This is a genomic window from Lysinibacillus sp. FSL P4-0201, assembly GCF_038593425.1.
GTDB classification, from domain to species: Bacteria; Bacillota; Bacilli; order Bacillales_A; family Planococcaceae; genus Lysinibacillus; species Lysinibacillus capsici.
Genome location: NZ_CP151995.1, coordinates 3,235,718 through 3,259,755 on the forward strand (window position 1 = coordinate 3,235,718; position 24,038 = coordinate 3,259,755).

General features: G+C 38.7%; 26 protein-coding genes and 2 other annotated features. Of the genes, 1 reads left to right on the plus strand and 25 read right to left on the minus strand.

Annotated elements, in window-relative coordinates; genetic code table 11:
- Positions 1 to 104 precede the first annotated feature (104 nt).
- From rpmA to MKY76_RS16340, 17 genes are all read right to left on the minus strand, one after another.
- A complete protein-coding gene (gene rpmA, locus MKY76_RS16260; protein ID WP_016991892.1) occupies positions 105 to 404 on the minus strand; it encodes a 50S ribosomal protein L27 in 300 nt (99 codons plus the stop codon).
- Positions 401 to 757, minus strand: a complete 357-nt coding sequence (locus MKY76_RS16265) for a ribosomal-processing cysteine protease Prp (protein ID WP_016991891.1) — start codon at positions 755 to 757, stop codon at positions 401 to 403. Before MKY76_RS16265 ends, rpmA begins: the two co-directional genes overlap by 4 nt.
- A 16-nt stretch (positions 758 to 773) precedes the next feature.
- The gene (gene rplU / locus MKY76_RS16270; protein WP_004226667.1) at positions 774 to 1,082 is read right to left on the minus strand and encodes a 50S ribosomal protein L21; all 309 of its coding nucleotides are present in this window, start codon (positions 1,080 to 1,082) and stop codon (positions 774 to 776) included.
- Positions 1,083 to 1,096: 14 nt separating this feature from the next.
- Positions 1,097 to 1,174 (minus strand) — a sequence feature (ribosomal protein L21 leader region).
- 45 nt (positions 1,175 to 1,219) lie between these two features.
- Positions 1,220 to 1,831 carry a stage IV sporulation protein FB gene (locus MKY76_RS16275; protein ID WP_048395158.1) on the minus strand — a complete coding sequence of 204 codons (612 nt, stop codon included), beginning with the start codon at positions 1,829 to 1,831 and terminating at the stop codon, positions 1,220 to 1,222.
- Positions 1,821 to 2,375 (minus strand): peptidoglycan DD-metalloendopeptidase family protein, encoded by a 555-nt coding sequence (locus MKY76_RS16280; RefSeq protein WP_016991889.1) that lies wholly within the window; start codon positions 2,373 to 2,375, stop codon positions 1,821 to 1,823. The genes MKY76_RS16275 and MKY76_RS16280 overlap by 11 nt, the downstream gene beginning before the upstream one ends.
- A 93-nt stretch (positions 2,376 to 2,468) precedes the next feature.
- Positions 2,469 to 3,266 carry a septum site-determining protein MinD gene (gene minD / locus MKY76_RS16285; protein WP_004226660.1) on the minus strand — a complete coding sequence of 266 codons (798 nt, stop codon included), beginning with the start codon at positions 3,264 to 3,266 and terminating at the stop codon, positions 2,469 to 2,471.
- Between the two features lies 1 nt (position 3,267).
- Positions 3,268 to 3,936: a septum site-determining protein MinC gene (gene minC / locus MKY76_RS16290; RefSeq protein WP_004226657.1), complete on the minus strand. Its 669-nt coding sequence runs from the start codon at positions 3,934 to 3,936 to the stop codon at positions 3,268 to 3,270.
- A 27-nt stretch (positions 3,937 to 3,963) separates the two neighbouring features.
- A complete protein-coding gene (gene mreD, locus MKY76_RS16295) occupies positions 3,964 to 4,488 on the minus strand; it encodes a rod shape-determining protein MreD (protein ID WP_004226656.1) in 525 nt (174 codons plus the stop codon).
- Positions 4,488 to 5,402: a rod shape-determining protein MreC gene (mreC, locus tag MKY76_RS16300; protein ID WP_048395155.1), complete on the minus strand. Its 915-nt coding sequence runs from the start codon at positions 5,400 to 5,402 to the stop codon at positions 4,488 to 4,490. The genes mreD and mreC overlap by 1 nt, the downstream gene beginning before the upstream one ends.
- Before the next feature lie 13 nt (positions 5,403 to 5,415).
- A complete protein-coding gene (locus MKY76_RS16305) occupies positions 5,416 to 6,435 on the minus strand; it encodes a rod shape-determining protein (RefSeq protein WP_048395153.1) in 1,020 nt (339 codons plus the stop codon).
- Positions 6,436 to 7,016: 581 nt separating this feature from the next.
- Positions 7,017 to 7,688, minus strand: a complete 672-nt coding sequence (radC, locus tag MKY76_RS16310; protein ID WP_175400705.1) for a DNA repair protein RadC — start codon at positions 7,686 to 7,688, stop codon at positions 7,017 to 7,019.
- Positions 7,689 to 7,721: 33 nt separating this feature from the next.
- Positions 7,722 to 8,315, minus strand: a complete 594-nt coding sequence (locus MKY76_RS16315; RefSeq protein WP_315056672.1) for a Maf family protein — start codon at positions 8,313 to 8,315, stop codon at positions 7,722 to 7,724.
- 98 nt (positions 8,316 to 8,413) lie between these two features.
- A complete protein-coding gene (locus MKY76_RS16320) occupies positions 8,414 to 9,058 on the minus strand; it encodes a hypothetical protein (protein WP_004226648.1) in 645 nt (214 codons plus the stop codon).
- Positions 9,059 to 9,226: 168 nt separating this feature from the next.
- The gene (locus tag MKY76_RS16325) at positions 9,227 to 10,477 is read right to left on the minus strand and encodes a folylpolyglutamate synthase/dihydrofolate synthase family protein (RefSeq protein WP_342556849.1); all 1,251 of its coding nucleotides are present in this window, start codon (positions 10,475 to 10,477) and stop codon (positions 9,227 to 9,229) included.
- On the minus strand, positions 10,474 to 11,754 hold the full coding sequence (locus tag MKY76_RS16330; RefSeq protein WP_342557915.1) for a folylpolyglutamate synthase/dihydrofolate synthase family protein: 1,281 nt from the start codon (positions 11,752 to 11,754) through the stop codon (positions 10,474 to 10,476). Before MKY76_RS16330 ends, MKY76_RS16325 begins: the two co-directional genes overlap by 4 nt.
- Positions 11,755 to 11,888: 134 nt before the next feature.
- Positions 11,889 to 12,287: a hypothetical protein gene (locus MKY76_RS16335; protein WP_259948266.1), complete on the minus strand. Its 399-nt coding sequence runs from the start codon at positions 12,285 to 12,287 to the stop codon at positions 11,889 to 11,891.
- 257 nt (positions 12,288 to 12,544) lie between these two features.
- On the minus strand, positions 12,545 to 15,190 hold the full coding sequence (locus MKY76_RS16340) for a valine--tRNA ligase (protein WP_048395142.1): 2,646 nt from the start codon (positions 15,188 to 15,190) through the stop codon (positions 12,545 to 12,547).
- A gap of 81 nt (positions 15,191 to 15,271) precedes the next feature.
- Positions 15,272 to 15,529 (minus strand) — a binding site (T-box leader).
- Between the two features lie 102 nt (positions 15,530 to 15,631).
- On the opposite strand from MKY76_RS16340, the gene MKY76_RS16345 reads away from it, so the two are divergent.
- The gene (locus MKY76_RS16345; RefSeq protein WP_036124009.1) at positions 15,632 to 15,826 is read left to right on the plus strand and encodes a hypothetical protein; all 195 of its coding nucleotides are present in this window, start codon (positions 15,632 to 15,634) and stop codon (positions 15,824 to 15,826) included.
- On the opposite strand, the gene MKY76_RS16350 is transcribed toward MKY76_RS16345, so the two are convergent.
- The 8 genes from MKY76_RS16350 to hemA all read right to left on the minus strand — a co-directional run bounded on the left by MKY76_RS16350 (position 15,803) and on the right by hemA (position 23,957).
- The gene (locus MKY76_RS16350) at positions 15,803 to 16,477 is read right to left on the minus strand and encodes a valyl-tRNA synthetase (protein WP_175400699.1); all 675 of its coding nucleotides are present in this window, start codon (positions 16,475 to 16,477) and stop codon (positions 15,803 to 15,805) included. The two genes, MKY76_RS16345 and MKY76_RS16350, sit on opposite strands and share 24 nt — an antisense overlap.
- A gap of 170 nt (positions 16,478 to 16,647) precedes the next feature.
- Positions 16,648 to 17,094: an SRPBCC family protein gene (locus tag MKY76_RS16355; RefSeq protein ID WP_048395138.1), complete on the minus strand. Its 447-nt coding sequence runs from the start codon at positions 17,092 to 17,094 to the stop codon at positions 16,648 to 16,650.
- A gap of 516 nt (positions 17,095 to 17,610) precedes the next feature.
- Entirely contained in the window at positions 17,611 to 18,903 is a 1,293-nt protein-coding gene (hemL, locus tag MKY76_RS16360; RefSeq protein ID WP_319839410.1) for a glutamate-1-semialdehyde 2,1-aminomutase, read from the minus strand.
- Complete coding sequence (gene hemB, locus MKY76_RS16365; RefSeq protein WP_319839411.1) at positions 18,904 to 19,884, minus strand: porphobilinogen synthase; 981 nt, start codon at positions 19,882 to 19,884, stop codon at positions 18,904 to 18,906.
- The gene (locus MKY76_RS16370) at positions 19,881 to 20,642 is read right to left on the minus strand and encodes a uroporphyrinogen-III synthase (protein ID WP_103118503.1); all 762 of its coding nucleotides are present in this window, start codon (positions 20,640 to 20,642) and stop codon (positions 19,881 to 19,883) included. Before MKY76_RS16370 ends, hemB begins: the two co-directional genes overlap by 4 nt.
- A complete protein-coding gene (gene hemC / locus MKY76_RS16375; RefSeq protein ID WP_066036512.1) occupies positions 20,632 to 21,564 on the minus strand; it encodes a hydroxymethylbilane synthase in 933 nt (310 codons plus the stop codon). The genes MKY76_RS16370 and hemC overlap by 11 nt, the downstream gene beginning before the upstream one ends.
- 18 nt (positions 21,565 to 21,582) lie before the next feature.
- Positions 21,583 to 22,410, minus strand: a complete 828-nt coding sequence (gene ccsA, locus MKY76_RS16380; protein ID WP_004226624.1) for a cytochrome c biogenesis protein CcsA — start codon at positions 22,408 to 22,410, stop codon at positions 21,583 to 21,585.
- 182 nt (positions 22,411 to 22,592) lie between these two features.
- On the minus strand, positions 22,593 to 23,957 hold the full coding sequence (hemA, locus tag MKY76_RS16385; RefSeq protein WP_048395129.1) for a glutamyl-tRNA reductase: 1,365 nt from the start codon (positions 23,955 to 23,957) through the stop codon (positions 22,593 to 22,595).
- Positions 23,958 to 24,038 lie beyond the last annotated feature (81 nt).

Consider the following 24,038-nt stretch of genomic DNA (forward strand, 5'->3'; position numbering starts at 1 on the left):
AATTATACCTTGGTGTCATTGCGTCCAATCGGCTTTTTTGAAATTTAGCCAAAAAAAGGACTGCAATAAATGCAGTCCTCCGCTTTATGTTATCTTATAAAAGATTAAGCTTCTTGTGTTGTTGGATAAACAGATACTTGTTTGCGATCGCGACCTAAACGTTCAAATTTAACAACGCCGTCAACTTTAGCAAATAGTGTATCGTCACCACCACGACCTACGTTTGTACCTGGGTAAATTTTTGTACCGCGTTGACGGTAAAGAATTGAACCACCTGTTACGAATTGGCCATCAGCACGTTTTGCACCAAGTCGTTTAGACTCAGAGTCACGTCCGTTTTTAGTAGAACCTACCCCTTTTTTCGATGCAAAAAGTTGAAGGTCTAATGCTAATAATAATTTCATCGAGTTCCACCTCCTACTTGGTTGTAGTTGATTTGGATGTATTGTCCGTAATTTTGCACCATAGAATACACTTGGGCAGTCATTACTTGAACAATTAACTGTAGTTTTGCATCTACTTCAGGCTCTATGTCTGATGGTAAATCTACCTTGAGATAGCCTCCACCTTCAGCAGCTTGTTCGATTTCTGGCTGAATTTGTAATAATGCATAAATAGCATTCACTGTACCAATGGCTATAGTTGATGCTCCTGCACATACTAAATCCTTACCAGATTCATCATAACCAGCATGTCCTGAAAATTCGAATGCTGACACATGTCTATTTTCATCGTGATGAATCGTAACTTGTATCATTCGCTATACCTCACAATTAAGCGTTGATTGCTTCAACAACTAATTTTGTGTAAGGTTGACGGTGACCTTGTTTACGACGGTAGTTCTTTTTAGCTTTCAATTTGAAAACAACGATTTTTTTCGCACGGCCTTCTTTAACAACTTTAGCTGTTACAGTAGCGCCTTCTACGAATGGAGCGCCAACTTTAACGTTTTCGCCACCTACGAATAAAACTTTATCAAAAGTTACAACCTCATCAGCTTCTACGCCTAATTTTTCAACATAGATTTCTTGACCAGCTTCTACTTTGACTTGTTTACCACCAGTTTCAATAATTGCGTACATTTTACTGCACCTCCTCTTAGACTCAGACTCGCCTGTTTCATAAGGTGATCTTACTAGACACTTAAACCTTTACAGAGCGGTTGTAGTAGCACGGGTGCTACAAACAATAACATTAAAATATTACCACACGAATTTTTTCAAGTCAATCTATTCATAACATATTTTTCAAAAGCAACTCGGTATTTTCGATAACGCCATTCTTTCAACACTTGCAACCAAATGAATAAATTTATGATGGCTAAAAAAATAGATTGTGGCAAGAACTTGAAAGTGACAAGTAATAGTATAGTAGCTACGATGAATGATAACCAATAATATAGCTCTATCACGTGAGCTCTTGGATATTTTAAAAATAGGCAGGCTAACAATATCCTTCCACCATCTAACGGTATGATGGGTACAATATTGACAGCCAATAACACGAGTTGTACATTTATAAGCTTAGTAGCGAGTAAATCAGGCATAAAAAAAGCGAGGCCAATCCCAATAATCGTAGCGATTGGCCCTCCTAATGCAATCCATAGGAGTGACGAAGCTTGCACAACCGCTGGATTTTCAAATTGAATTTCTCCCCCGTATGGTGTAATTACGCAGGATTTCACCTTCACTCCACACATTACTGCCGCAACTAAGTGACCAGCCTCATGCCACAGTAAGGAAAACAGAATGATCGCGTAATAGGCTAACTGGCCACTAAAAATCATGACAAATACGAGAGGGATACACAGAAGATGTAATTTAATCCTCATTTGTCTCCGTCGTTTCAAGCCATTGTACAATTTGCTCTAAATCATAATGGGCATCTCCCTTTTCGATGGACACATAAAGTTGACCCGCTTCTTTCATGCCAATTAAATCATTTGCTTGAATAGATGTGTATGGTAGTTGAGCTAAACTATCTAACATACCATAGGAAACGGTTGTACCATCTTCATAGCTGATGGTCATGGTCTTACCTGTGTACTTTGTATGGCCAGTAAAAACGACTAATCCATTTTGACCAGCATAGATAGGTAAGCCAACATCATACTGCAATAGATAGCCTTCTTTAAATACTTGGGCATTCGCAAATGTTAAAAGATCTGCTTGCCCTACATCACTAGAAACCATGATGGTCTCTTTTTCTTTTTCAAACCAGCTTTGCCCGAGCTCACTTAAATACGTTAAATCAGCAGAGGTTGTAACAAGCTTCCGAACAGGTGTATCCACTACACCCTGGTCCTCTAAACGAATTACAAGCATGATCGCCGCCACAAGAAGTATCGTGACAAACCATTTCCATTTTTTAAACAAGCCCTCATCCTTTTTTCCTCACTATATGTGATTGCATGTCCAAACATGCACAAGAAAAAACCTTCTCGTACAATTGCACGAAAAGGTTTTAATTTATTTTGAGAAAAGGGCTTTAAGTTTTGAAAACATCCCTCTTTGCTCATCTTGTATAGCCATTAATGGCACTGATTCACCAAGAATACGACGGGCAATATTTCGATAGCCTAATGACGCTTTATTTGAGGGGTCCATTACAATTGGTTCACCTTTATTAGAAGATGAAATGACACCTTCACTGTCTATAATAATGCCTAATAAATCAATAGATAAATGAGTTGTAATTTCATTGACATCCAGTGTGTCACCGCTCTTCATCATATGTTGTCGAATACGATTAATGATGAGTTTAGGTGCTGTTATCTCTTCCTGCTCCAGTAAACCAATAATACGATCTGCATCACGAACAGCAGAAATTTCAGGTGTTGTGACAACAATCGCATGATCTGCACCAGCAACAGCGTTACGGTAGCCTTGCTCAATTCCCGCTGGGCAATCGATTAATACATAATCATAGTCTCTTTTCAATTCCTCTACTAAGCTCTTCATTTGCTCAGGGGTAACAGCATTTTTATCTGTTGTTTGAGCAGCAGGTAATAAAAATAGTTTCTCATCTACGCGTTTATCCTTAATCAATGCTTGATGAATTTTACAGCGTCCTTCCACCACATCGACTAGGTCATAAATAATACGATTTTCAAGGCCTAAAATCACATCTAAATTACGTAGGCCAATATCTGTATCCACTAAACATACTTTTTTACCTTGTAGAGCCAATGCAGTCCCAAGGTTAGCCGTTGTCGTTGTTTTACCGACACCGCCTTTACCTGAAGTTATGACGATCGCTTCTCCCACACTAGCTTCCTCCCTTAGACACATTTAACAATGGTCGAATATTTTTTAAGGCATGAATTTGATCGTACGTAATGCGTCCATCGTAGCCAATAAATGCACAAGTCATTTCTACTTGATTAATCGCTTTTACATGTTCATCTGACATTACCTGAACTTGATCGGCAATCATGATATGCGTGGCTTCAAATCGAGATGCTGCAATGATTGCTTCTTTATTGCCTTGCATACCAGCATGTGCAATCCCTTTAAGTCTACCTAGGACATATACATTACCTCCAGCCTCAACACGACCGTTTGGATTGACATTTCCTATGATGGTAATATCCCCGGATGAACGCAGAATTTGTCCTGATCTGACCACTCCTATATATGTATCTTGTTGGCTTTCAAACATCTTCTGGTTGCTTTCGTGGACAGTCAGTACTTCACTTTGCACCTTCGATACAATAAGCTGTTCTGTTTCTTCTATAATTTTTATAAGTTCATTTAATTGTTCTTCAGTACAGTATCGATAGCCTAAGTATAATTGTACATCAACTTTACCATCGATACCGCCCTCTAAAACCTTATTCTTTAATTCTTCCACTAGTTCACCATACGCACATTGGTCGTCTAGGCGTAGTACAAAACCGTCCTTCGTTCCCTTCATATTAACTAACTGTTTTTTCATGAATGCCTCACCTCACGTTGTTCTTTGTTAAGAAACCTCACGTGCTCTCTGTAAGACACGCGCATTAATTAGATACTTGAAGGCCCACCCAAGAATCATTAAAAATAAAGCATTCGCAATGATTGTTGGTAGTAGTCGTGAACGTAAGAAATCCGCTAAAGGAATTGCTGTAAAATCGATTAGGAAAAAGAATTGATAGAGAATAAATTCTAAAATCGCTACTAGTACAACTGAAATTGTAGTTGTTACAACTAAGTGCTGATGTATAACTTTCACGATAGACCCTGCCAAAAAACATATAAGTGGATAAAGTACTGAATATAATCCAATAATATCAATGTAAAACACATCATACAAGACACCAAAAAAAAGTCCATACATTACCGCACGTTGACGGCTGTAATAGATGGATATAAAAATAAGGTATAAGATTAAAAAACGCGGTACCAGAAAATAGACTTCCCCTTTAATTTCAATCGGGGAAAGCATAGCAAATTCTGGTTCTAACAGGAATAGTAAAACCGCTACAGAGGGGATGAGAAATCGAACCATCACTCCGCCTCCTCTTCACTTGCCTCTTGCGGATTCGATAAATCCTCATTCGTTGCATTGCCATCTGATCCATCAATACTTGTGGATGTTCGCTTGGCAATCACAACATGCTCTAAAATTGAAAAATCAGCAGATGGTTTGACATACGCCATTTTCGTTAAACCAAAGTCATCTGTACTAACTTCCGTAATTTCTCCTATCGGCACTCCCTTAGGGAAAATACCACCAAGACCTGAAGAAACTACTTGCTCGCCTTCTTTCACCTTCATGCTAGAATCGATTCGCTTCATAATGAGTTCATTACGTTCTTCATCAAAGCCCTCGATTAAACCGTATGCTTCTTTTTCTCCTAGCACCATCGCGGAAACACGATAGTTTGGATTATTTGTATTTAAAAGCTCTACCTCAGATGTGAAAGGTGTAACTAGGGTAATTTTCCCCACTAACCCTTTCGCGGTCATAACTGCCATATTTTTTTTGACTCCATGAGAAGACCCTTTATCTAAAATAATTTTCTCTTCCCACTGGTCAGGATTTCTAGCAATCACTGTTGCTTGAATTGGATTAAATGCCTTTAAGCTCTCAGTTTTATCCAAAAGCTCTCGAAGCTTGTTATTCTCTGATTTTAAATCCGTAGCCTCAGCTTGTACAACTGCAAAATCTTCTAAGCGTGCTTTTAAACGTTTATTTTCTTCGTACGTGTTTAAGAGGGAGTCAATACTATTAAAAACACCATTAATATAATTCGCCGGCTTCGCAACAAGCGATTGTGCGAAACCGACAGTATCTTTAATAATTTGCTCTGGTAAAGTTGCATTCGTCCGATCACGTAATGAGAAGCTAATCAATGCCACAAGAAAAACCATGCCTATGAGCAGCAAAATTACTTTCTTATTGAAAAAAAAGTGTGGCATTGCCTAAACCTCCTTACCCTTTAACTTGTTGTTGACGAATTAAGTCGATATGATCTAATGCCTTACCTGTACCAATCGCTACACAGTCTAAAGGATCTTCTGCAATGAATACTGGCATATTTGTCTCTTGGCTGATTACTTTGTCTAAGTTTGTTAGCAGTGCCCCACCACCAGTTAATACAATACCGCGCTCCATTACATCAGCAGATAATTCTGGAGGTGTTTGTTCTAATGTTTTACGAACACCGTCAATAATAGAGGAAACCGCTTCACGTAATGATTCAGAAATTTCCTGTGAAGAAATTTCGATTGTTTTCGGTAAACCTGTTAACAGGTCACGTCCTCTAATATCCATTCGTGCTTCTGGTCCTTCTGCCAATGCCGTACCAATTTCCATTTTTACGGCTTCCGCTGTACGTTCACCAATTGTTAAATTATACGTTTTACGGATATACGAAATGATGGATTGATCCATTGCATCACCACCAACACGTACAGATTCACTCGTTACAATACCACCTAAAGAAATAACGGCAACTTCTGTTGTACCTCCACCGATATCAACAACCATTGACCCTGTAGGATCCCATACAGGAAGATTTGAACCGATTGCTGCTGCAAATGGCTCTTCGATTGTGAACGCCTCTTTTGCACCTGCTTGTCGTGCAGCATCAATAACAGCACGCTGCTCCACTGAAGTAATACCATAAGGTACACAAATCATAACATTTGGTTTTTTCCAGTTGCCTCCAGAGTTTTTACATGCTTCTTTTAAATAATACTCAATCATTGCTGTTGTAATATCGAAGTCAGCAATAACGCCATCTTTCATTGGACGAATCGCTACGATTGAGCCAGGTGTTCGACCAATCATATTTTTCGCATCATTACCAACGGCAACAATATCCCCTGTTTTTGTATTTTTTGCTACAACTGAAGGTTCACGTAATACGATTCCCTTTCCTTTAATAAACACTAATGTATTCGCTGTGCCGAGGTCAATCCCGACATCTTTGCTTCCTAGTCCAAACAAATTGTGTACTCCCTTTCTATATAAGCCATACTTTCGTTGACATCCAATATATTTGACGACAATGTATAGGAAATTGAATTGTGTAAATACACAATTGACTCCTTTCAACGTCCATAACACCTGTCAAATTTTTTTATCTCCAGTCAGTTGGTAGTTTACACCTATGAAAAAACTACACACTCATTCACCTCACCACCAATTTTGATGGGAGTCCTCCCTGAATAAAGATAAAATTCATACCGTTCATTATAACGGAAAAACGCAAGAATTTGTAGTATCACATACTTCAACTCACAGAAAAGATACTATTTTAATTCCCTCTTAAACTAAAAATAGTACGTATAGATTAGCATATAATTTTTATTCCCATAAGACAATGTGTATCAGGCTACCAATTTTTGTGAAGATAATTGCTTTTCTATGAATACATTAACGTTATGTAAGAAAAAAGGTTCGCCAATATACCACAAAAAAATACAAAAATTTTATGACTGGTTATAATTAAGGTCATTTATAGTAATAGAATCTTCTATACAACAAAATGGATTCATCATAAAAAACTCTGCATATTGTATGCAGAGTTAAAAATATCCTTTTTCCTTTAAACTAATATATTGATGGTCGCCGATGATGACGTGATCAATTAACTCTATCCCTATAATATAGCCTGCTTCAACAATTCGCTTTGTTACTTCAATGTCCTCCGTGCTCGGTGTTGGCACCCCACTTGGATGGTTGTGGGCACATATAATAGAAGCGGCAGACCTTTTGACAGCTTCTCGAAATATTTCTCTAGGATGAACGATGGATGCATTTAAACTGCCAATGAAAATCGTTTGCTTATGAATAATTTGATTTTTTATATTTAAAAAAAGCACTACAAAATGCTCCTGATTAAGCGAGGTCATATCAGGCATTAAGTAAGTTGCTGCATCTTGTGGAGAACGTATTGTGAATTTCTCATCATTATGTTTTTGAGCCAGTCTTCTACCAAGTTCAACAGCAGCCATTAATTGAATGGCTTTCACCTCGCCTATTCCTTTAATAGCCATCATTTCTTCGATGGTTGCATGCTTCAAATGATGGAGTCGTTCAAAAACATTTAACACCCTATTTGCAAGAACAAGCACAGATTCTTCCTTTGTGCCTGTCCTCAATAAAATAGCGAGTAGCTCTTGATTCGATAAACTCTCAGCTCCTTGTCGTAATAGCCGTTCACGGGGACGATCCTCTATATTGACATCACGTATCATCAAAGTTGGTAAAGCGTCTTCTAGCAAAAATATTCACTCCTTCGCAAATTGGACTATCTGTAGATCCACCAATTGCGAAAACAAAGTTGCAAGTGGTAAACCTACAACATTGTTATAATCTCCTTCAATTCTTTTAACTAATAGTGTACCAATCGTTTGAATGCCATAACCACCCGCTTTATCAAAAGGATCTCCTGAATCTACATAAGCTTCGATTAATTTCTGCGATAGACGGTGGAAAACAACTGTAGTCTCTTCCACAAAGGTCGTTTCCTTTCCATTCGGTTCGATTATAGCGACCGCAGTCATCACACTATGTTTGTTATTTGACAAACGTAATAAGTGAGAAATAGCTTCCTCACGCGTTTTAGGTTTATGTAGTAGCTCTTGATTGTAAACAACGATTGTATCTGCACCAATAATCGTGGCATTAGCTGCTTTTTTGGCTACATCACGCGTCTTCAATAAAGCTACTCCTTTTACATAATCCTGCATTGTATGAGCTTGTACACTTGTTTCTTCCACTTCACTTGTCAAGACTTCAAACGGGAGTGCTAGCATGTTAAGCAATTCCTTGCGCCTAGGGGAAGCAGAAGCAAGGACAAGCTTATGATTTGTTTTTAACATTATCTGATCATTCCTCCTTATCCTTATGATACAGAAGAATGCACAATTTGAAAATTTTCAAAAAAACAAGATAATGAAGATTTCATTATTATTTATTGTTAAAACTTCACTTGAAGACACGTATTTTTAGATTGGTAATGTGCAAAAACATGCAGACGAATGATGTTGATATCGTTGGAAATAGTAGAGGCCGCTGCGCCAATGGACTGCCAATCCTCAGGTAGCGTTGAGTCCTTGCCATTTTCCTTAAAATTTAATTTTGCGGCATTTTTATCTGCTAAAGCAGTTGGTAGTTCTGCCAAGGTAGGTTCTTTACAGCTTTCACCACTGACGCTAAATGCCTTTTTAAAGGTTGCGGGGTCCTGTAAAAATTTTAGCTGACTTTCCTCCGTCACCATGCTTGTCCACACATAAAACTTGTCATCAACTTGAACGATCGCGCTCTCTTTTAAGGCAGGATACTCAGCAACAAATGAACTTGCGCTCTCATAGTTTGAATACACGCCAGCTTGGCTTGCATAAAACATCGATGCATTAGATGTATTGGTTGTCTCCCCGGCAGTTGGAATCGTTTCTGTTTGTGATTGATTATTTGCCACTTCACTACCATTTTTCTTTAAAGGTAACTGTGTGCTGGCTTGTAAAACGCCCAGAAAAATTGCTACACCTAATAGACCAACAAATCCACCAATAATCATTGCTCGAAATATTTGTTTTTTCATCACATGACTTACAATTTTCATTCAACTATCACCTCATCCTTCCACCTATCTATGCCAACATCATATGATATTATATGTACATTCCAAAGGGTAAATGCGAATTTATTATTTTTTGATACGGAACTCATTGCAATCCTAAATTTGCAGCCATAAAAAAACTAGGACTCCCTATCAAGAGCCCTAGTTATTTCATTGTTTTAATCTATGACGAACCTCTGTTAATAAATATAATGAGCCTGCTACAATGGTTCTCTGCTGTCTATGTGATTGTGCATGTATAAAGGATGCATAGTCAAGCAAGGTTGTTTTCGCTGTTGCATGAGAAAGTTTGACCATTTGATGGGCTGGCATTGCTCGTGAATTAGCAAAATCGACGAAGTAAAAGTCATCACTCACCTGCTCTAGAATTCCGAGAATCTGCTCAACATCTTTATCTGCTAGTATGCCAACGACAAATGTTATCTGCTCATTTGGATATTCACACTGAATCGTTTCTATTAATTTTTCAGCACTTGCAGGATTATGCGCACCATCCAATATAACGAAAGGCATTATTTCTTCAAAGCGTCCCAAAACAGAGGCCTTTTGCACAGCTTGACGAATAGTTGTTTGATCAATAGACACGTCTAATTCTGACGCCACTTCAAAAAATGCTGTAATGGCGAGAGCCATATTGTTTCCCTGATGTGTCCCCTTCATAGAACGATTCAGGTTCGCAATTTGGAACTGCTGTACGTCATTCATATAGCTTTCTCCATCAGTTGTTTGCTTAATGGCAAAATGTTGACCTAATGCAAATAGAGTGGCTTTTTTTCGAACGGCTACTGCATCCACAACTCGCTTCGCCTCACCAGGCAAATCACCAATAATAACTGGACGTTGTTGTTTAATAATACCTGCTTTATGGTGTGCAATGCTTTCAAGCGTATCCCCTAAAAACTTTGTGTGTTCTAAAGCAATACTTGGGATAATAGAGACAATAGGTGTTACCACATTTGTACTATCCAATAAACCACCCATTCCCGCTTCAATCAGCGCAATATCCACCTGCCCATTGACAAAATGTAAAAATGCCGCCACCGTCAGCAATTCAAAATCGGTTAGTTTGCCACTCAGCCCAACCTCATGCATCTGTTGGAAAACTTGATCCATTTCAGCCTCTGTTATAGGTTGACCAGCTATTTGAATTTGGTCATGAACATCAACGATACATGGTGACATAAATTTGCCCACGCGTAAGCCATGTTCTTGTGCAATTGCCTCTAGAAATGTTAACGTAGAGCCTTTGCCATTTGTACCCGCTAAGTGGACAACACGCAAAGTTTGCTCAGGATTACCTAAATATGATAAAGCCTCTTCAATCGCTGTAAGACCTAGTTTAATGATATCATCACTTTTAACCTGCCATTTCTCTTTATAATGATCAAAGTTTGGGATCATCGTCCTTCCTCCTGTAGCCACTGTCGAGCTTGTGCTATAAAGTATAATGAGCCTGTAATGACAACAATATCCTCTTTTTGGCGTTCTTGTAATAGTGTTTGAAGGCTTTTTAGCCATTCTGTATGAACCGTTTTATTTGCATGAGTCGACAACGTCGCTAAGCTTTCAGCAGGCATTGCATTCGGTAGATCTATTTGTGTAAAAGTGATCGAGGTGGCAACAGCATCCATTAGTTCTATGCTGTTAGCATGATCCTTATCTGCTAATGCCGCGTAAATAAAGCGATAATTGTTTCTTGGATAGACATTTTTTAGTGTTTGGATCAGAGCAGCTGTCCCCTCTGAATTATGAGCACCATCTAGCACAATTTGATTCGGCCATTGCTCAAAGCGGCCTGCCCATTGCGCACATTGTAGACCTTGACAAATAGAATCATCAGTAATGACAATTGTCCCCTGCTCACGTAATGTTAGCATGGCTGTGATGGCCAAACTTGCATTATTTATTTGATGTTGACCAGCCATTTTTAATGGTACATCCTTCATCAAGACAGGGTCCTTTTCATATGTAAAATGCTGATAGTCAGTACTTTGCCAACTATTTGTCACCATGAAGTCTTGACCTAAAACATAGCACGTCGCATGTCGTTCCTCTGCCGTGGCTTTAATGACAGCCAATGCCTCCTCATTATGAACACCTACAACAACTGGTATGCCTCCCTTGATGATGCCAGCTTTTTCTGCGGCAACCTTTGCGAAAGTGTCGCCTAAAAAGGCTGTATGCTCTAACGAGATCGTTGTAATAATAGCTAAAAGCGGTGTTACGACATTTGTCGCATCCAAACGCCCTCCAAGCCCTGTCTCAATAAGCGCTATATCTACACCTTCATGTGCAAAATACTGAAACATAATGAGTGTAACTACCTCAAAAAAGCTTGGAAATTCACCATTGTAGTGTTCTTCTATAATTTTCGCAAGTTTATTGAAATAGTAGAGAAATTGCTCATCCGAAATCTGGTGGCCGTTAATGGTCATACGTTCATTAACTCGCTCTAAATGTGGAGACGTAAATGCCCCTACAGTGTAGCCTGCATGTTGAAGCATTTCTCTTAATGCGTTCACCGTAGAACCTTTACCATTTGAACCTGCTACATGGATTACTCTTAGCTTGTTGTGAGGTTCATCTAAATGTCCTAGTACTTCCCGCATAAGGACAAGTGGCGCACGTTTATGATCAACTGCTTTTAATGTAAAAATAAATTTTGTACATTCGTTCATTGTGTTAAACAAAAGAAACACTCCTTCTTACTGCAATATCTTTATTTTAGTACAAGTAACGTTTAATAACATAGCAAAATGACAAAATACAAAAAACACGCAGCTAGCAACTGCGTGTTCGTATTAATATTATTTTAGTGTACTTTGTGAGCACCTAATAAAGCACCCATATTATTTAATATGGTTTTTGCATCACTGTTTAATAATGGATGAACATCTGGGCGTTGCACTAAGTCAAAAGCATTTTTTAACGTTCTTTTTAGCATCGATATATCAAAATCCGAGCAATACTCATTAATTTTTTGGATCGTTAATAAATCTGTTCGTGATAATTTAGTGCCATCCTGTTGGGGATTACTATTTGCTAATATGTGCTTAATCAGGACACGGCCACTTGTATTCAATAAACGATAATACTTTGCTTCGGATAATTTTAAGAGATTCGTTTCGATCAATACTCTCGCGCTTACAAAGTCTAATTCATCACATGCTTTGTTGACTTTTGTAATAATGGTTGCAATATTTCCTGACATTCTCAACACCTCCATTGGCTCTTATTTTCTTTACTAATAAAGACTGTCTATCTAAAAAACCATCTATTTAGATTTGGTTTTTCACGGCTAAATAACATGAAATTAGGTTTTGTTTCCTATTAGTTCAGCGCTGCACATCATCTATTAGACCAATTTATTTAAAATAATACTATATATTTTTTCCTAATTCAATGTATATCTTTAGCTCTACATAAAAAAAGCAATGGATGACTTTTTTGTCATCCATTGCTTCGTCTTTACATATTTTTTAATTCTTCTAAACGTTTTAACACAACTGCATGCTTGCTTTCGTAATCTGCTAATTTCTCACGTTCTGCGTTGACTAACGCTTCCGGTGCTTTCGATACAAACTTCTCATTCGATAATTTACCTGTAACAAGCTTTACTTCTTTTGCCCATTTCTCTAATTCTTTTTCAAGACGGGCAATTTCTTCCTCAAGATTGATCAGTCCAACAAGAGGCAGGAATACCTGTGCTCCTGTCACAACAGCAGTCATTGATTGTCCTGGGGCCTCTAAACCTTCACCAATTGTTAAAGTGTCAGGATTACAGAATTTTTCTAGATATGCTTGATTATCTTTAAGTACAGCTGCTGTTGCTGCATCTTTCGCTGAAATAAACAACGGTACTTTTTTGCTCATCGGTGTATTTACTTCCGCACGAATATTACGTACTGAACGTATAATATCCATTAGGAGCTTCATATTATCTGCTTCATCAGCAAAATGAAGATCTGTGCGTACTGTTGGCCATGCTGCCACTGTAATAGATTCACCTTCGTGTGGTAAGTGCTGCCAGATTTCTTCTGTAATGAAAGGCATAAATGGATGTAAAAGACGCATTGTTTGATCTAGTACGTAAGCTAAAATAGATCGAGTTGTCTTTTTAGCTGCTTCATCTTCACCGTAAAGTGGTAATTTTGCCATTTCAATATACCAAGAACAGAAATCATCCCAAATGAAATTGTATAATTCACGGCCAACTTCGCCGAATTCATAACGCTCTGCAAGAGAGGTTACACGTTCAATCGTTTCATTTAAGCGCGTTAAAATCCATTTGTCAGCTACAGATTTTTCACCAGTTAAATCGATCTCATCATATGTCATACCATCCATATTCATAAGCGCAAAACGTGATGCATTCCAAATCTTATTGGCAAAGTTCCATACTGCTTCAACTTTTTCAGTTGTATAGCGTAAATCTTGACCAGGTGATGAACCAGTAGCTAAGAAGTAGCGTAATGAATCTGCACCGTATTGTTCAATGACATCCATTGGATCAACACCATTGCCAAGTGATTTACTCATTTTACGCCCTTCACCATCACGTACTAAACCATGAATTAGCACATCTTTAAATGGACGTTGATCTGTAAACTCAAGGCCTTGGAAAATCATTCGAGAAACCCAGAAGAAAATAATATCATAGCCTGTTACTAAAGTATTTGTTGGATAGTAACGTTTATATTCTTCATTTGCTTCATCTGGCCAACCCATAGTAGAAAACGGCCATAGTGCTGAAGAGAACCATGTATCTAGTACATCTTCATCTTGCGTCCAGTTTTCTGCATCTGCTGGGGCTTCTTTACCTACGTATATTTCGCCTGTTTCATTATGGTACCAGGCTGGGATTTGATGGCCCCACCATAATTGACGAGAAATACACCAATCGCGTATATTCTCCATCCAGCGGGAATATGTGTTTTCAAAACGAGCAGGAACAAAGTTTACTTTCCCTTCTTCGTCCTTTTGCAGCTCTAGGGAAGCATCAGCAAGTGGTTGCATTTTAACGAACCATTGTGCTGAAAGATATGGCTCAACAACAGCACCAGAACGTTCAGAGTGTCCTACTGAATGCATATGCTCTTCAATGCGAATTAACACACCTGCTTCTTGTAAATCAGCAACAATTTGCTTGCGGCATTCGAAGCGATCCATTCCTTTATATTTGCCAGCAAGATCATTCATTGTGCCGTCTTCATTCATTACTAGAATGCGCTCTAGATTATGACGATTACCAACTTCAAAGTCGTTCGGATCATGGGCTGGTGTCATTTTTACAACCCCAGTACCAAATTCCATATCAACGTACTCATCAGCAACAATTGGAATTTCGCGACCTACAATCGGTAAAATAACGTTTTTACCAATTAAGTGCTGATAACGCTCATCGTTCGGGTGAACAGCTACCCCAGAGTCACCAAGCATTGTTTCGGGACGTGTTGTAGCAACTTCTACATAGCCAGAGCCATCAGCTAATGGATATTTCATATGATAGAAGGCACCTTGCACATCCTGATAAATTACCTCGATATCAGATAATGCTGTTTTTGCTGCTGGGTCCCAGTTGATAATACGTTCACCACGATAAATTAAACCTTTTTCATATAACTGAACAAAAACTGTTTTTACCGCATCTGAAAGACCTTTGTCTAATGTGAAACGTTCACGTGTATAATCTAATCCAAGACCAAGCTTTGCCCATTGATCACGAATATGTCCCGCATACTCTTCTTTCCATTCCCATGTTTTTTCGAGGAATTTTTCACGTCCTAAATCATAACGTGTAATATTATCCTCACGCAGCTTGGCTTCTACTTTTGCCTGTGTTGCTATACCAGCATGGTCCATACCTGGCAACCATAGGGCATCATAGCCTTGCATGCGTTTCATACGAATGAGAATATCTTGTAATGTTGTATCCCAAGCATGACCAAGGTGTAATTTACCTGTTACGTTCGGTGGTGGAATAACGATTGAATAGGGCTTTTTCCCACTTTCAGGCTGTGCCTCGAAAAACTTCCCTTGTAACCACCATTCATAGCGACCAGCTTCAATGGACTGTGGGTCATATTTAGTTGGCATTGAAATGTTTTCTGTCATATTGACTCCTCCTATTGTTTGAAAACTGTTGGTAAAGAAATACTATTTATTTTTTTACCCAATAAAAAAACTCCTCTCGTCTAAAAGGACGAAGGAGTTTTAGTTCGCGGTACCACCTTTAATTCCAGCAGGGTTAAGATAAATGTTAAAAAACATATTTTCTCAGCCTATTCTACTGGCTCTCAATTCGGTAACGGTGTTTAACCGGCTTTAACTACTATTAGTTCACTAAAGCTGCTCAAGGGCTACCTTCAATTTCGTACAAATAGAAACTTCTCAGCTACCGTTTCCTCTCTGAAAATGTAGTCAAAATTTACTCTTCCCTATCATAGCATCTGTATTTGATTTTCCTTATTGTACCGCAGGATCGTGTCATTTTTCAAGTGATTTAGTCATCTTTTAGTAAGAGGAAAGTAAATAGAAAAGGAAGTGACAATTCAAATGCGACGACGCAAGTATAACCCTTGGCTTTTACCACCTTGGCTACGACAAGTTCGTTTTTATTGCAGAACCATCATCGTGCCGATTTGTGCTTTTCAGTTTATCCGTGTCATTATTGTGCCAACATCAGGTGATTTAGTCTTCTTATTACTCCTGCTACTTCTCTGCTATTTACTTTTGAAAGACATCATTTGAAACACGAACTTTAAGCGGTGTATATTCTTCTGTTAGATCCCAAATCATAGAAGGCACTTCATGCCAAGTACTGGATTCGCGTACAACAATATGGCTTGAGGATTCTCTTAATACAGCTTTTTGGTCAACTGTTGTAGAATTCTCTTGGCGTGAAGCTGCTGCTACTGCGGCAGGTTGTTTCACTTGAACACTTTCTTCAATTGCAGCCAATGTCTCCTCTTGTTCGAAAGCATGTGTTGATAGGTGCGGATTGTCTAACACATCTTTTTCAACAACAGGTTCATATTCATTGAAAGCGCTTGTGACTGTCCACTCAAGCTGACACATCTGATTTGTTAGACTAGGGCGAATATCCTTGACCATTAAATCTTTGACATCTGATTCTTTTGGTAAATCCACATGTAAAGGAACGGCATACTCAAAATAACCAGTATCTCCTTGAATATCAAGGGCATCAATTGTAATTAAATCTTCATTCTCCGCAAATGCTTGCATATCTTGAAAATCAAAGCGAACGTGTGCGGTGATATGATAGATGCCCATAAGTCGCAAAGAATCCTCTAACTGCATTGCCTGCCACTGTGGCTTAATTTGAACAGCTGCTATTTCAGTTGGGCAGCCATATCCAGGAAAACAAAATGTTTCGCGCATATTCCAAGTTTTGTGTTCGATAATAATCCCTCCCTTTGCATCATATGACGATTTGAAGGATAGTATGCTAGGATGTTGCCATTTGAACAGAGTTAAAAATAGATACTACTAAAAAAATGGCATGCTAGAAGTAATAGTCTAGCATGCCATTCCCATGGATGTTCGTATCATTAAACATTTACTAATTTAATTTTATTAGCTACACGATCTGTTAGCATTTGTGTTGCCTTTGGTACGATCGGTTTAAAAATCGGATTGAGAACAGGGCCAGCTAACCCGCCTGCAATGACTTCTAAGAATCCTGTCATTTTAGTATTTTCAGCGTCGATACTTTCTGCGAGGAAATAGCCATTTCCTGTGAAGTTATCAGAAAGCCCCTTTAATTCAAATGTAACTTTTGATGGTGCTATCCATTCTAAGATTGTAATTTCTACTTCAACTGTTTTTTTCAAAACGCCAACATTGCCTTTAAAAGTCCAAGTGGAGTGTTTCTCATCAATCATTTCATGTGCATTATAACCAGGGACAAGCTTTGCCCATTTTTCCATATCACTAACGAAATCCCATACATGTTCAATCCCTACGGGTACTTCGACCGTGTGTGTGCCTGTTGCCATATCAATTCACTACTTTCTTTTATGAATAGCTATATTATAAACGATATCGCCCACAATTTGGCTATGCTGAAAGATGTAATTTTGACAAAAGCAGGTCCTTCATCCAGTATAGTTGAGCGTACTTACTAGTAAATATATGCTATTGTTCCTTTTTACTCATGTATTCCTCAAGCACTATAATGCCTTCTGCTTAATCCATTAAAAAAGGTAATGTCAATGGGATATAAAGCAATTTTACAAAGCGAGGGTTTATTCCGTTACGCTAGCATCCTTTCCAGGGGGACGTTCGTGAGTGACAACACCTCTACATAAAATGAGTAGTGAACACTTTTACTTTATTTGAAAACCTTGCTATTAAGAATCATTTTTATGGGGTGAAGTGGAAGGTGCTTGAATCCCGTGGGATAGCTAAAGAGGTGAGCCACAGGAAAGCAAGTAGCCTACAACGGAAACCATTTTCACCTTTCAACAGCAGAAGAGCATGCTAGAAATAATTCTAGCATGCTCTATCAAATTTTATTTCGCTAATTGCGCAAATACTTTATGGAATGCTGCCACTGTTGTCGCAATGTGCTCTTCGGTGTGAGCTGTTGAGATGAATAGTCCCTCGAATTGAGAAGGAGGTAAGAAAATACCTTCCTCTGCCATTAGACGGAAATATTCAGCGAATAATTGTAAATCTGATGTTTTAGCAGAAGCAAAATCAATGACATCTTCATTCGTGAAGAAGAAGCCAATCATAGAGCCTGCACGATTAACAGTGTGCGGGATATTATATTTAGTTGCTGCTTCACGGAAACCAGCCTCAAGCTGATCCCCTAATTTTTTAAAGTAATCATACGTACCATGGTCTAAACGGGATAACGTTTCATAACCAGCTGTCATCGCTAACGGATTCCCCGATAATGTTCCTGCTTGATAAATTGGTCCAGCTGGTGCTACTTGCTCCATAATTTCTTTTTTCCCAGCGAATGCGCCTACAGGGAGACCACCTCCGATGACTTTACCTAAAGTAGTCATATCAGGCGTTACCCCAAAATACCCTTGTGCACAGCCATAATCTACGCGGAAACCTGTCATGACTTCGTCAAAGATTAATAATGCACCGTGCTCTGAAGTAAGTGCACGCAAACCTTCTAGGAAACCTGGTTGTGGAGGTACAACACCCATATTTCCTGCTACTGGCTCCACAATGACTGCAGCTAACTCTGTGCCAAATTTCTCAAAAATCACTTTTGCCCCTTCTAAATCATTATAGGCAACTGTCAACGTATTGCGGGCGATATCTGCAGGTACGCCAGGGCTATCAGGTAGGCCTAATGTGGCAACACCAGAACCAGCTTTAATCAATAAGGAGTCACCGTGACCATGATAAGACCCTTCAAACTTTAAGATCTTATCACGTCCTGTCACACCACGTGCTACACGCAATGCAGACATAGTAGCCTCTGTTCCAGAAGAAACAAAGCGAATCATTTCCATTCCTGGTAAACGGTCTAATACTAATTGAGCTAAGCGATTTTCTGTATAGCTTGGAGCACCGAAGGAAGAACCCTTCGCAGCTGTATCTGCAATTGCTTTCACTACCTCTGGATGCGTATGTCCTAAAATTAGCGGACCCCAAGACAATACATAATCAATATATTCATTGCCATCAATGTCTTTAATGATTGCCCCATGGCCAGATTCCATGAAAATCGGGTCCATATTTACTGATTTAAACGCACGTACTGGGCTACTTACACCGCCCGGCATTAATTGAACAGCTTCAGCATAGGCTTGTTTTGATTTTTCGTAAGAACGTGTCATTTATTTCTCCTCCAACCAACGTGCAGCATCTTTTGCATGATACGTAATGATTAAATCAGAGCCTGCACGTTTCATGCCTAATAATGTTTCAAGCACAACTTTTTTCTCTTCAATCCAACCATTTATAGCTGCCGCTTTAATCATTGCATATTCACCTGAAACGTTATACGCAACAAGCGGTAATGGATAGTTATTTTTCATGTCTCGAATAATATCTAAATAGCTAAGGGCAGGCTTGACAATTAGGAAATCTGCGCCCTCTTCGATATCTGACTCCGCTTCACGGAATGCCTCTAGACGATTTGATGGATCCATTTGGTAGGATTTACGATCACCAAATTGCGGAGCACCATCTGCAGCATCACGGAAAGGTCCATAGTAACTGGATGCATATTTGACTGCATAGGACATAATCGGGATATGTTCAAAACCAGCTTCATCCAGACCAGCGCGAATTGCCGTTACAAAGCCATCCATCATATTAGATGGAGCAATGATATCAGCGCCAGCTTTTGCTTGTGATATTGCCGTGCGGGCTAAAACATCTAATGAAGGATCATTCAAAATTTGATCGCCCTCAATTAAGCCACAATGTCCATGGTCCGTAAATTCACATAAGCATGTATCCGCGATGACTAACAACTCAGGATGACGTGTTTTAATGAGTCGAGTCGCTTCTTGCACAATGCCATGATCATGAAATGCACCTGTTCCAACCGCATCCTTTTCAGCTGGCAAGCCAAATAAAATAACTGCAGGAATACCTAATGTTACAACCTCATCCACCTCTGCCTCTAGTTTATCTAATGAAAATTGAAAAACGCCAGGCATTGAATGTACTTCATTTTTAATATTTTCGCCTTCTATTACAAAAATAGGATAGATCAGGTCCTCTTTATGTAAGTATGTTTCTTTTACCATTGATCGCATCGTTGCATTGGCACGCAAACGACGGTGTCTTTGAAATTGTAGTTTTGTCATGATTTGTCCCCTACTTTCATAATTTCTTCGATGACTGCTTGCATTGTATAAACGCTTGGCATAATATCCACAGTAGCACCGTATTGTTCAAGAGCTGCTTCCGTAATATGGCCGATGGCTGCAATGTGAGCTGCTTCCCAACCAATATGTGGAACAACTTCCATTGCATACACGTCAACTGCTGAAGGACTAGCAAAAATCACTGTAACATTTTGATGTTGCTGGATGCAACTGACAATAACAGATGTTTGATCATGTCGTTCTATCGTTTCATAGACTGTCCATTCTTTTAATTCAAAAGGCAATCCATCCTTCAGCGTACTTTTCGCCTTTTCTCCTCGAATAAACAGACATCTAGGTTGATCACCCGCTACACTCGGAAATTCTTTAACGAAAATATCAGCACTAAATATGGAAGGCATAAAGCTCACTTGAAATCCTAAATTTTCTAATGCTGTTGTTGTTTTAGTTCCAATGGAAGCTATTTTTCCTTTGAAATGACTTGCATTAAATTGATGTCGAAGCATTTTACTAGCAAAAGCTTCTACAGCATTTTGACTAGTAAAAATCAACCAATCGTATTGCTTAGCACGGTTCAATAGTTCAGGATCCTTGCTATCTAATCGTTCACAAGTTTCAATTAATGGGGCTACGATGGCATGTCCACCTAAAGCTGTTATATTTTCCACAATGGTCGTTGTCTTAGATGTGCCTGTTAAAAGTATGGTTTTACCCTTTAGAGGTAAATTACTGGGCATCTTGCTCTGCCTTTACACGCTGAATTAAATCGAAAGCTCCCTGTTTTGTTAAACTAGCAGCTAGTTCTTCTCCAATTTTTTGTGCATCTGTGCCAACTACTGTTTCCTTATATACAACAGATGCATCTGGAGCAGCAACAAGGCCTGTTAATGTAATTTCTTCCCCATTTGAAGTGGCATAACCAGCAATCGGAACTTGACAACCACCATCCATTGCAGCTAAAAATGCACGTTCTGCATGTGCTTCTTGCCAAGTGAATGAATCAGTCAACTTACCTAATTCGGCTAAAAGCTCCGCATCATCGGCACGACATTCAATGCCAAGAGAGCCTTGCGCTACAGCTGGTAGACATTGTTCGACAGGTAAAAACTCAGTGACTACATCATCACTCCACCCAAGGCGTTTCAAACCAGCCGCTGCTAAAATAATGGCATCATATTCTTCTGTTTCAAGCTTAGCTAAGCGTGTATCAACATTTCCACGAATCCATTTAATTTCGATATCAGGACGTACTGTTAAAAGCTGAGCACTACGACGTAAAGAACTTGTCCCAACGACTGCTCCCGCAGGAAGGTCAGCAAATTTAACATGCCCTTTCGAAATAAATGCATCACGAGCATCTTCACGTGGAGGAATACAACCAATCACTAGCCCATCTGGCAATACAGCAGGCATATCTTTCATAGAATGAACAGCAAAGTCAATTTCTTTATCGTAAAGGGCTTGTTCAATTTCTTTTACAAACAACCCTTTCCCACCTACTTTTGAAAGCTGTACATCTAAAATTTGGTCACCTTTTGTTACAATCTCTTTTACTTCAAATTCGAATGGTGCACCAGCCGCTTTTAATTCATTAATGAACCAATTTGTTTGCGTTAGCGCTAATTTACTTCTCCTAGAACCTACAATAATTTTTCTCAACAGTCTCCAACCTTTCTTCTAATACCATAAATGGAATCGCGATAAACTACTACCTAAGAAGAAGTTTACAACAACTAATAGATAGGCATAAATATGTACCCATGCATAAGTTGTACCTGTCAGCTTGCTTTTGCGATTCACATATAGGATAAAACAATACAAAATTAAAATAATGAAGGACCCTATGATTTTCGCATCGAAAATCGAAAGACTCTCTAATGTTAATAGTGCCCATTCAAACCCTAATATTAAACTTATAAATAACATCGGAATTCCAATGAAAAATGAAATATTCATCCAGCTGCTTGTCTGCTGCAAGGAAGGCAATCTAGTCCATAAATGCGACCACTTTTTCTTTTTCAGCAATCGATATAGAACGAGATACAAAATGGCAAACACAAATGTTAATGTAAACGCTGCATAAGACAATATTGCAAATGATATATGAATAAAAAGCATCTCTGAAATTAAAGTATCCCCGACAGCTCCTGTAGGACGTTTCGGCATAAAAGTAAATATACTAGCGAATAAAAATCCTAGTATATTAATAATAAACACAGGTAAATCCACCCTTGCTATGCAATGAAGGATAATGGATAACGTCACGAGTAACCAGGAATAAAAAAGTATTCCCTCAGACAAGGATAAAATCGGAAAACGCTTCGTTTCCACAAACGTTAAAATGATAATGGCACTTTGAATCATCCATACAAATGAAACAAGCCAAAAAGCAATGCGTCTTGCACGTACTTGCTTATAAAAATAATCAGTAAAGTAAAAAACTAGACTGATCGCATACAAGACGATCATCACTTCATAGAGCCTCGTCATGGTCAAATCAGCCAATAGACATCCCTTCTTTGTCGTGAAATTAATAAACTATTTTAGCATAGAAAACAAAAAAACGTTTTCGTATCCTTAGTTTACCATACAGATACGAAAACGCCTCATGTAATATCAGTAGAAAATCCAATTGCGCGTAACACCCATGTACAATCACAGCTTTCTACGTGAGCGCAATAGATAATTTAGAAAGAGTACTTTGGTTCAGTAGAAGTCTGAGATACCTGTGCGCGTTCTTTGCGCTCAAGCTCTTGCTTTGTCATCTCATGAACTTCAGCTTCCACAGCATCCTCTATACCAAAAATTTGTTGGAATAAACGTAACTGTTCATTTGCTTTTGGAGAATTAGCCATTTCTTTAGCTTGCAAGATTGGCTCTTTTAACAATTGATTGATAATAGATTTTGTATGTTTGCTTAAAATTTTACGTTCACGTTCCGTTAAATCTGGCATTTTATTTTCGATACTTGTCATAGTCTCTTGTTGAATACGATTTGCTTTTTTACGTAATGCTGAGATGACTGGCACTACCCCAAGAGTAGCTACCCAGTCTTTAAATTGCACAACTTCTTCGCCAATCATATTAGTAATATCAGCAGCAGCACGTTCACGCTCTGCTAAGTTCGCTTCGACAATACCTTGTAAATCATCAATATCATATAGGAATACATTTGGTAGGTCGCCAACTCGTGGGTCAATATCACGAGGAACCGCTATATCTACCATGAATAATGGTTTTCCTTTACGTAAACGTTCCACGAATTGCATTAGCTCGTAATCAATAACATAATCAGTAGCACCTGTTGAAGTAATTAAAATATCCGCTTCTAACAAAGAACATTGTAATTCCTTCATTGATTTAGCTTCACCATGGAATTTAGCTGCTAAGCTTTCTGCTTTTTCAAATGTACGGTTAATGACAGTAACTTTCCCTACACCACTACCGTAAAGGTTCTCAATTGCAAGTTCCCCCATTTTTCCTGCACCTAAAATAGCTACATGCTTGCGTTGTAATGAGCCAAAAATTTTCTTTGCTAATTCTACGGCCGCATAGGAAACGGATACCGCATTCTCACCAATCGCTGTTTCATTATGAGCACGCTTTGCAAATGTTACTGCTTGTTTAAATAGCTGATTGTATACCGTTCCTGTTGTGCCAATCTCTTGTCCACTTAAAAAGCTTTTTTTTACTTGCCCTAAAATTTGTGTTTCACCTAGAACCATTGAATCGATTCCAGCTGTCACTTTAAATAAATGTTCGACTGCCTCATCTTCTTCACGAATCGTTAAATACGAAGAAAATGTCTCCACAGGCAAATCAAACCAGTTGGCTAAAAATTGTTTCACAAAATGACGTCCAGTATGCAATTGATCCACAACAGCATATATTTCTGTACGATTACATGTCGAAACAATTACGTTCTCTAATATACTTTTTTGCTTTTGCAGCGCTTCCATTGCTTGTGGCAGTTCACTCTCAATGAATGATAACTTCTCACGTATTTCAACAGGCGCTGTTTTATAATTCAAGCCTACTACGATGGTATGCATGAATAACACCTCACACGTTCTAATTCACAAATCTCATTATAGCACAGTTCGACAAGAGTTCATCAATAATTTGTGAACATG

Coding starts and splice junctions, on each gene's coding strand:
- MKY76_RS16355 (WP_048395138.1), bottom strand. CDS start 17,094: ATGGCAACAGGCACACACACGGTCGAAGTACCCGTAGGGATTGAACAT.
- MKY76_RS16370 (WP_103118503.1), bottom strand. CDS start 20,642: ATGCCCAGTAATTTACCTCTAAAGGGTAAAACCATACTTTTAACAGGC.
- MKY76_RS16335 (WP_259948266.1), bottom strand. CDS start 12,287: ATGTCAGGAAATATTGCAACCATTATTACAAAAGTCAACAAAGCATGT.
- MKY76_RS16345 (WP_036124009.1), top strand. CDS start 15,632: ATGCGACGACGCAAGTATAACCCTTGGCTTTTACCACCTTGGCTACGA.
- MKY76_RS16330 (WP_342557915.1), bottom strand. CDS start 11,754: ATGAACGAATGTACAAAATTTATTTTTACATTAAAAGCAGTTGATCAT.
- MKY76_RS16340 (WP_048395142.1), bottom strand. CDS start 15,190: ATGACAGAAAACATTTCAATGCCAACTAAATATGACCCACAGTCCATT.
- MKY76_RS16320 (WP_004226648.1), bottom strand. CDS start 9,058: ATGAAAATTGTAAGTCATGTGATGAAAAAACAAATATTTCGAGCAATG.
- MKY76_RS16265 (WP_016991891.1), bottom strand. CDS start 757: ATGATACAAGTTACGATTCATCACGATGAAAATAGACATGTGTCAGCA.
- MKY76_RS16315 (WP_315056672.1), bottom strand. CDS start 8,315: ATGTTAAAAACAAATCATAAGCTTGTCCTTGCTTCTGCTTCCCCTAGG.
- rpmA (WP_016991892.1), bottom strand. CDS start 404: ATGAAATTATTATTAGCATTAGACCTTCAACTTTTTGCATCGAAAAAA.
- MKY76_RS16275 (WP_048395158.1), bottom strand. CDS start 1,831: ATGAGGATTAAATTACATCTTCTGTGTATCCCTCTCGTATTTGTCATG.
- hemB (WP_319839411.1), bottom strand. CDS start 19,884: ATGACAAAACTACAATTTCAAAGACACCGTCGTTTGCGTGCCAATGCA.
- mreD (WP_004226656.1), bottom strand. CDS start 4,488: ATGGTTCGATTTCTCATCCCCTCTGTAGCGGTTTTACTATTCCTGTTA.
- MKY76_RS16325 (WP_342556849.1), bottom strand. CDS start 10,477: ATGATCCCAAACTTTGATCATTATAAAGAGAAATGGCAGGTTAAAAGT.
- MKY76_RS16350 (WP_175400699.1), bottom strand. CDS start 16,477: ATGCGCGAAACATTTTGTTTTCCTGGATATGGCTGCCCAACTGAAATA.
- rplU (WP_004226667.1), bottom strand. CDS start 1,082: ATGTACGCAATTATTGAAACTGGTGGTAAACAAGTCAAAGTAGAAGCT.
- minC (WP_004226657.1), bottom strand. CDS start 3,936: ATGAAAAAACAGTTAGTTAATATGAAGGGAACGAAGGACGGTTTTGTA.
- mreC (WP_048395155.1), bottom strand. CDS start 5,402: ATGCCACACTTTTTTTTCAATAAGAAAGTAATTTTGCTGCTCATAGGC.
- radC (WP_175400705.1), bottom strand. CDS start 7,688: ATGATACGTGATGTCAATATAGAGGATCGTCCCCGTGAACGGCTATTA.
- hemA (WP_048395129.1), bottom strand. CDS start 23,957: ATGCATACCATCGTAGTAGGCTTGAATTATAAAACAGCGCCTGTTGAA.
- hemL (WP_319839410.1), bottom strand. CDS start 18,903: ATGACACGTTCTTACGAAAAATCAAAACAAGCCTATGCTGAAGCTGTT.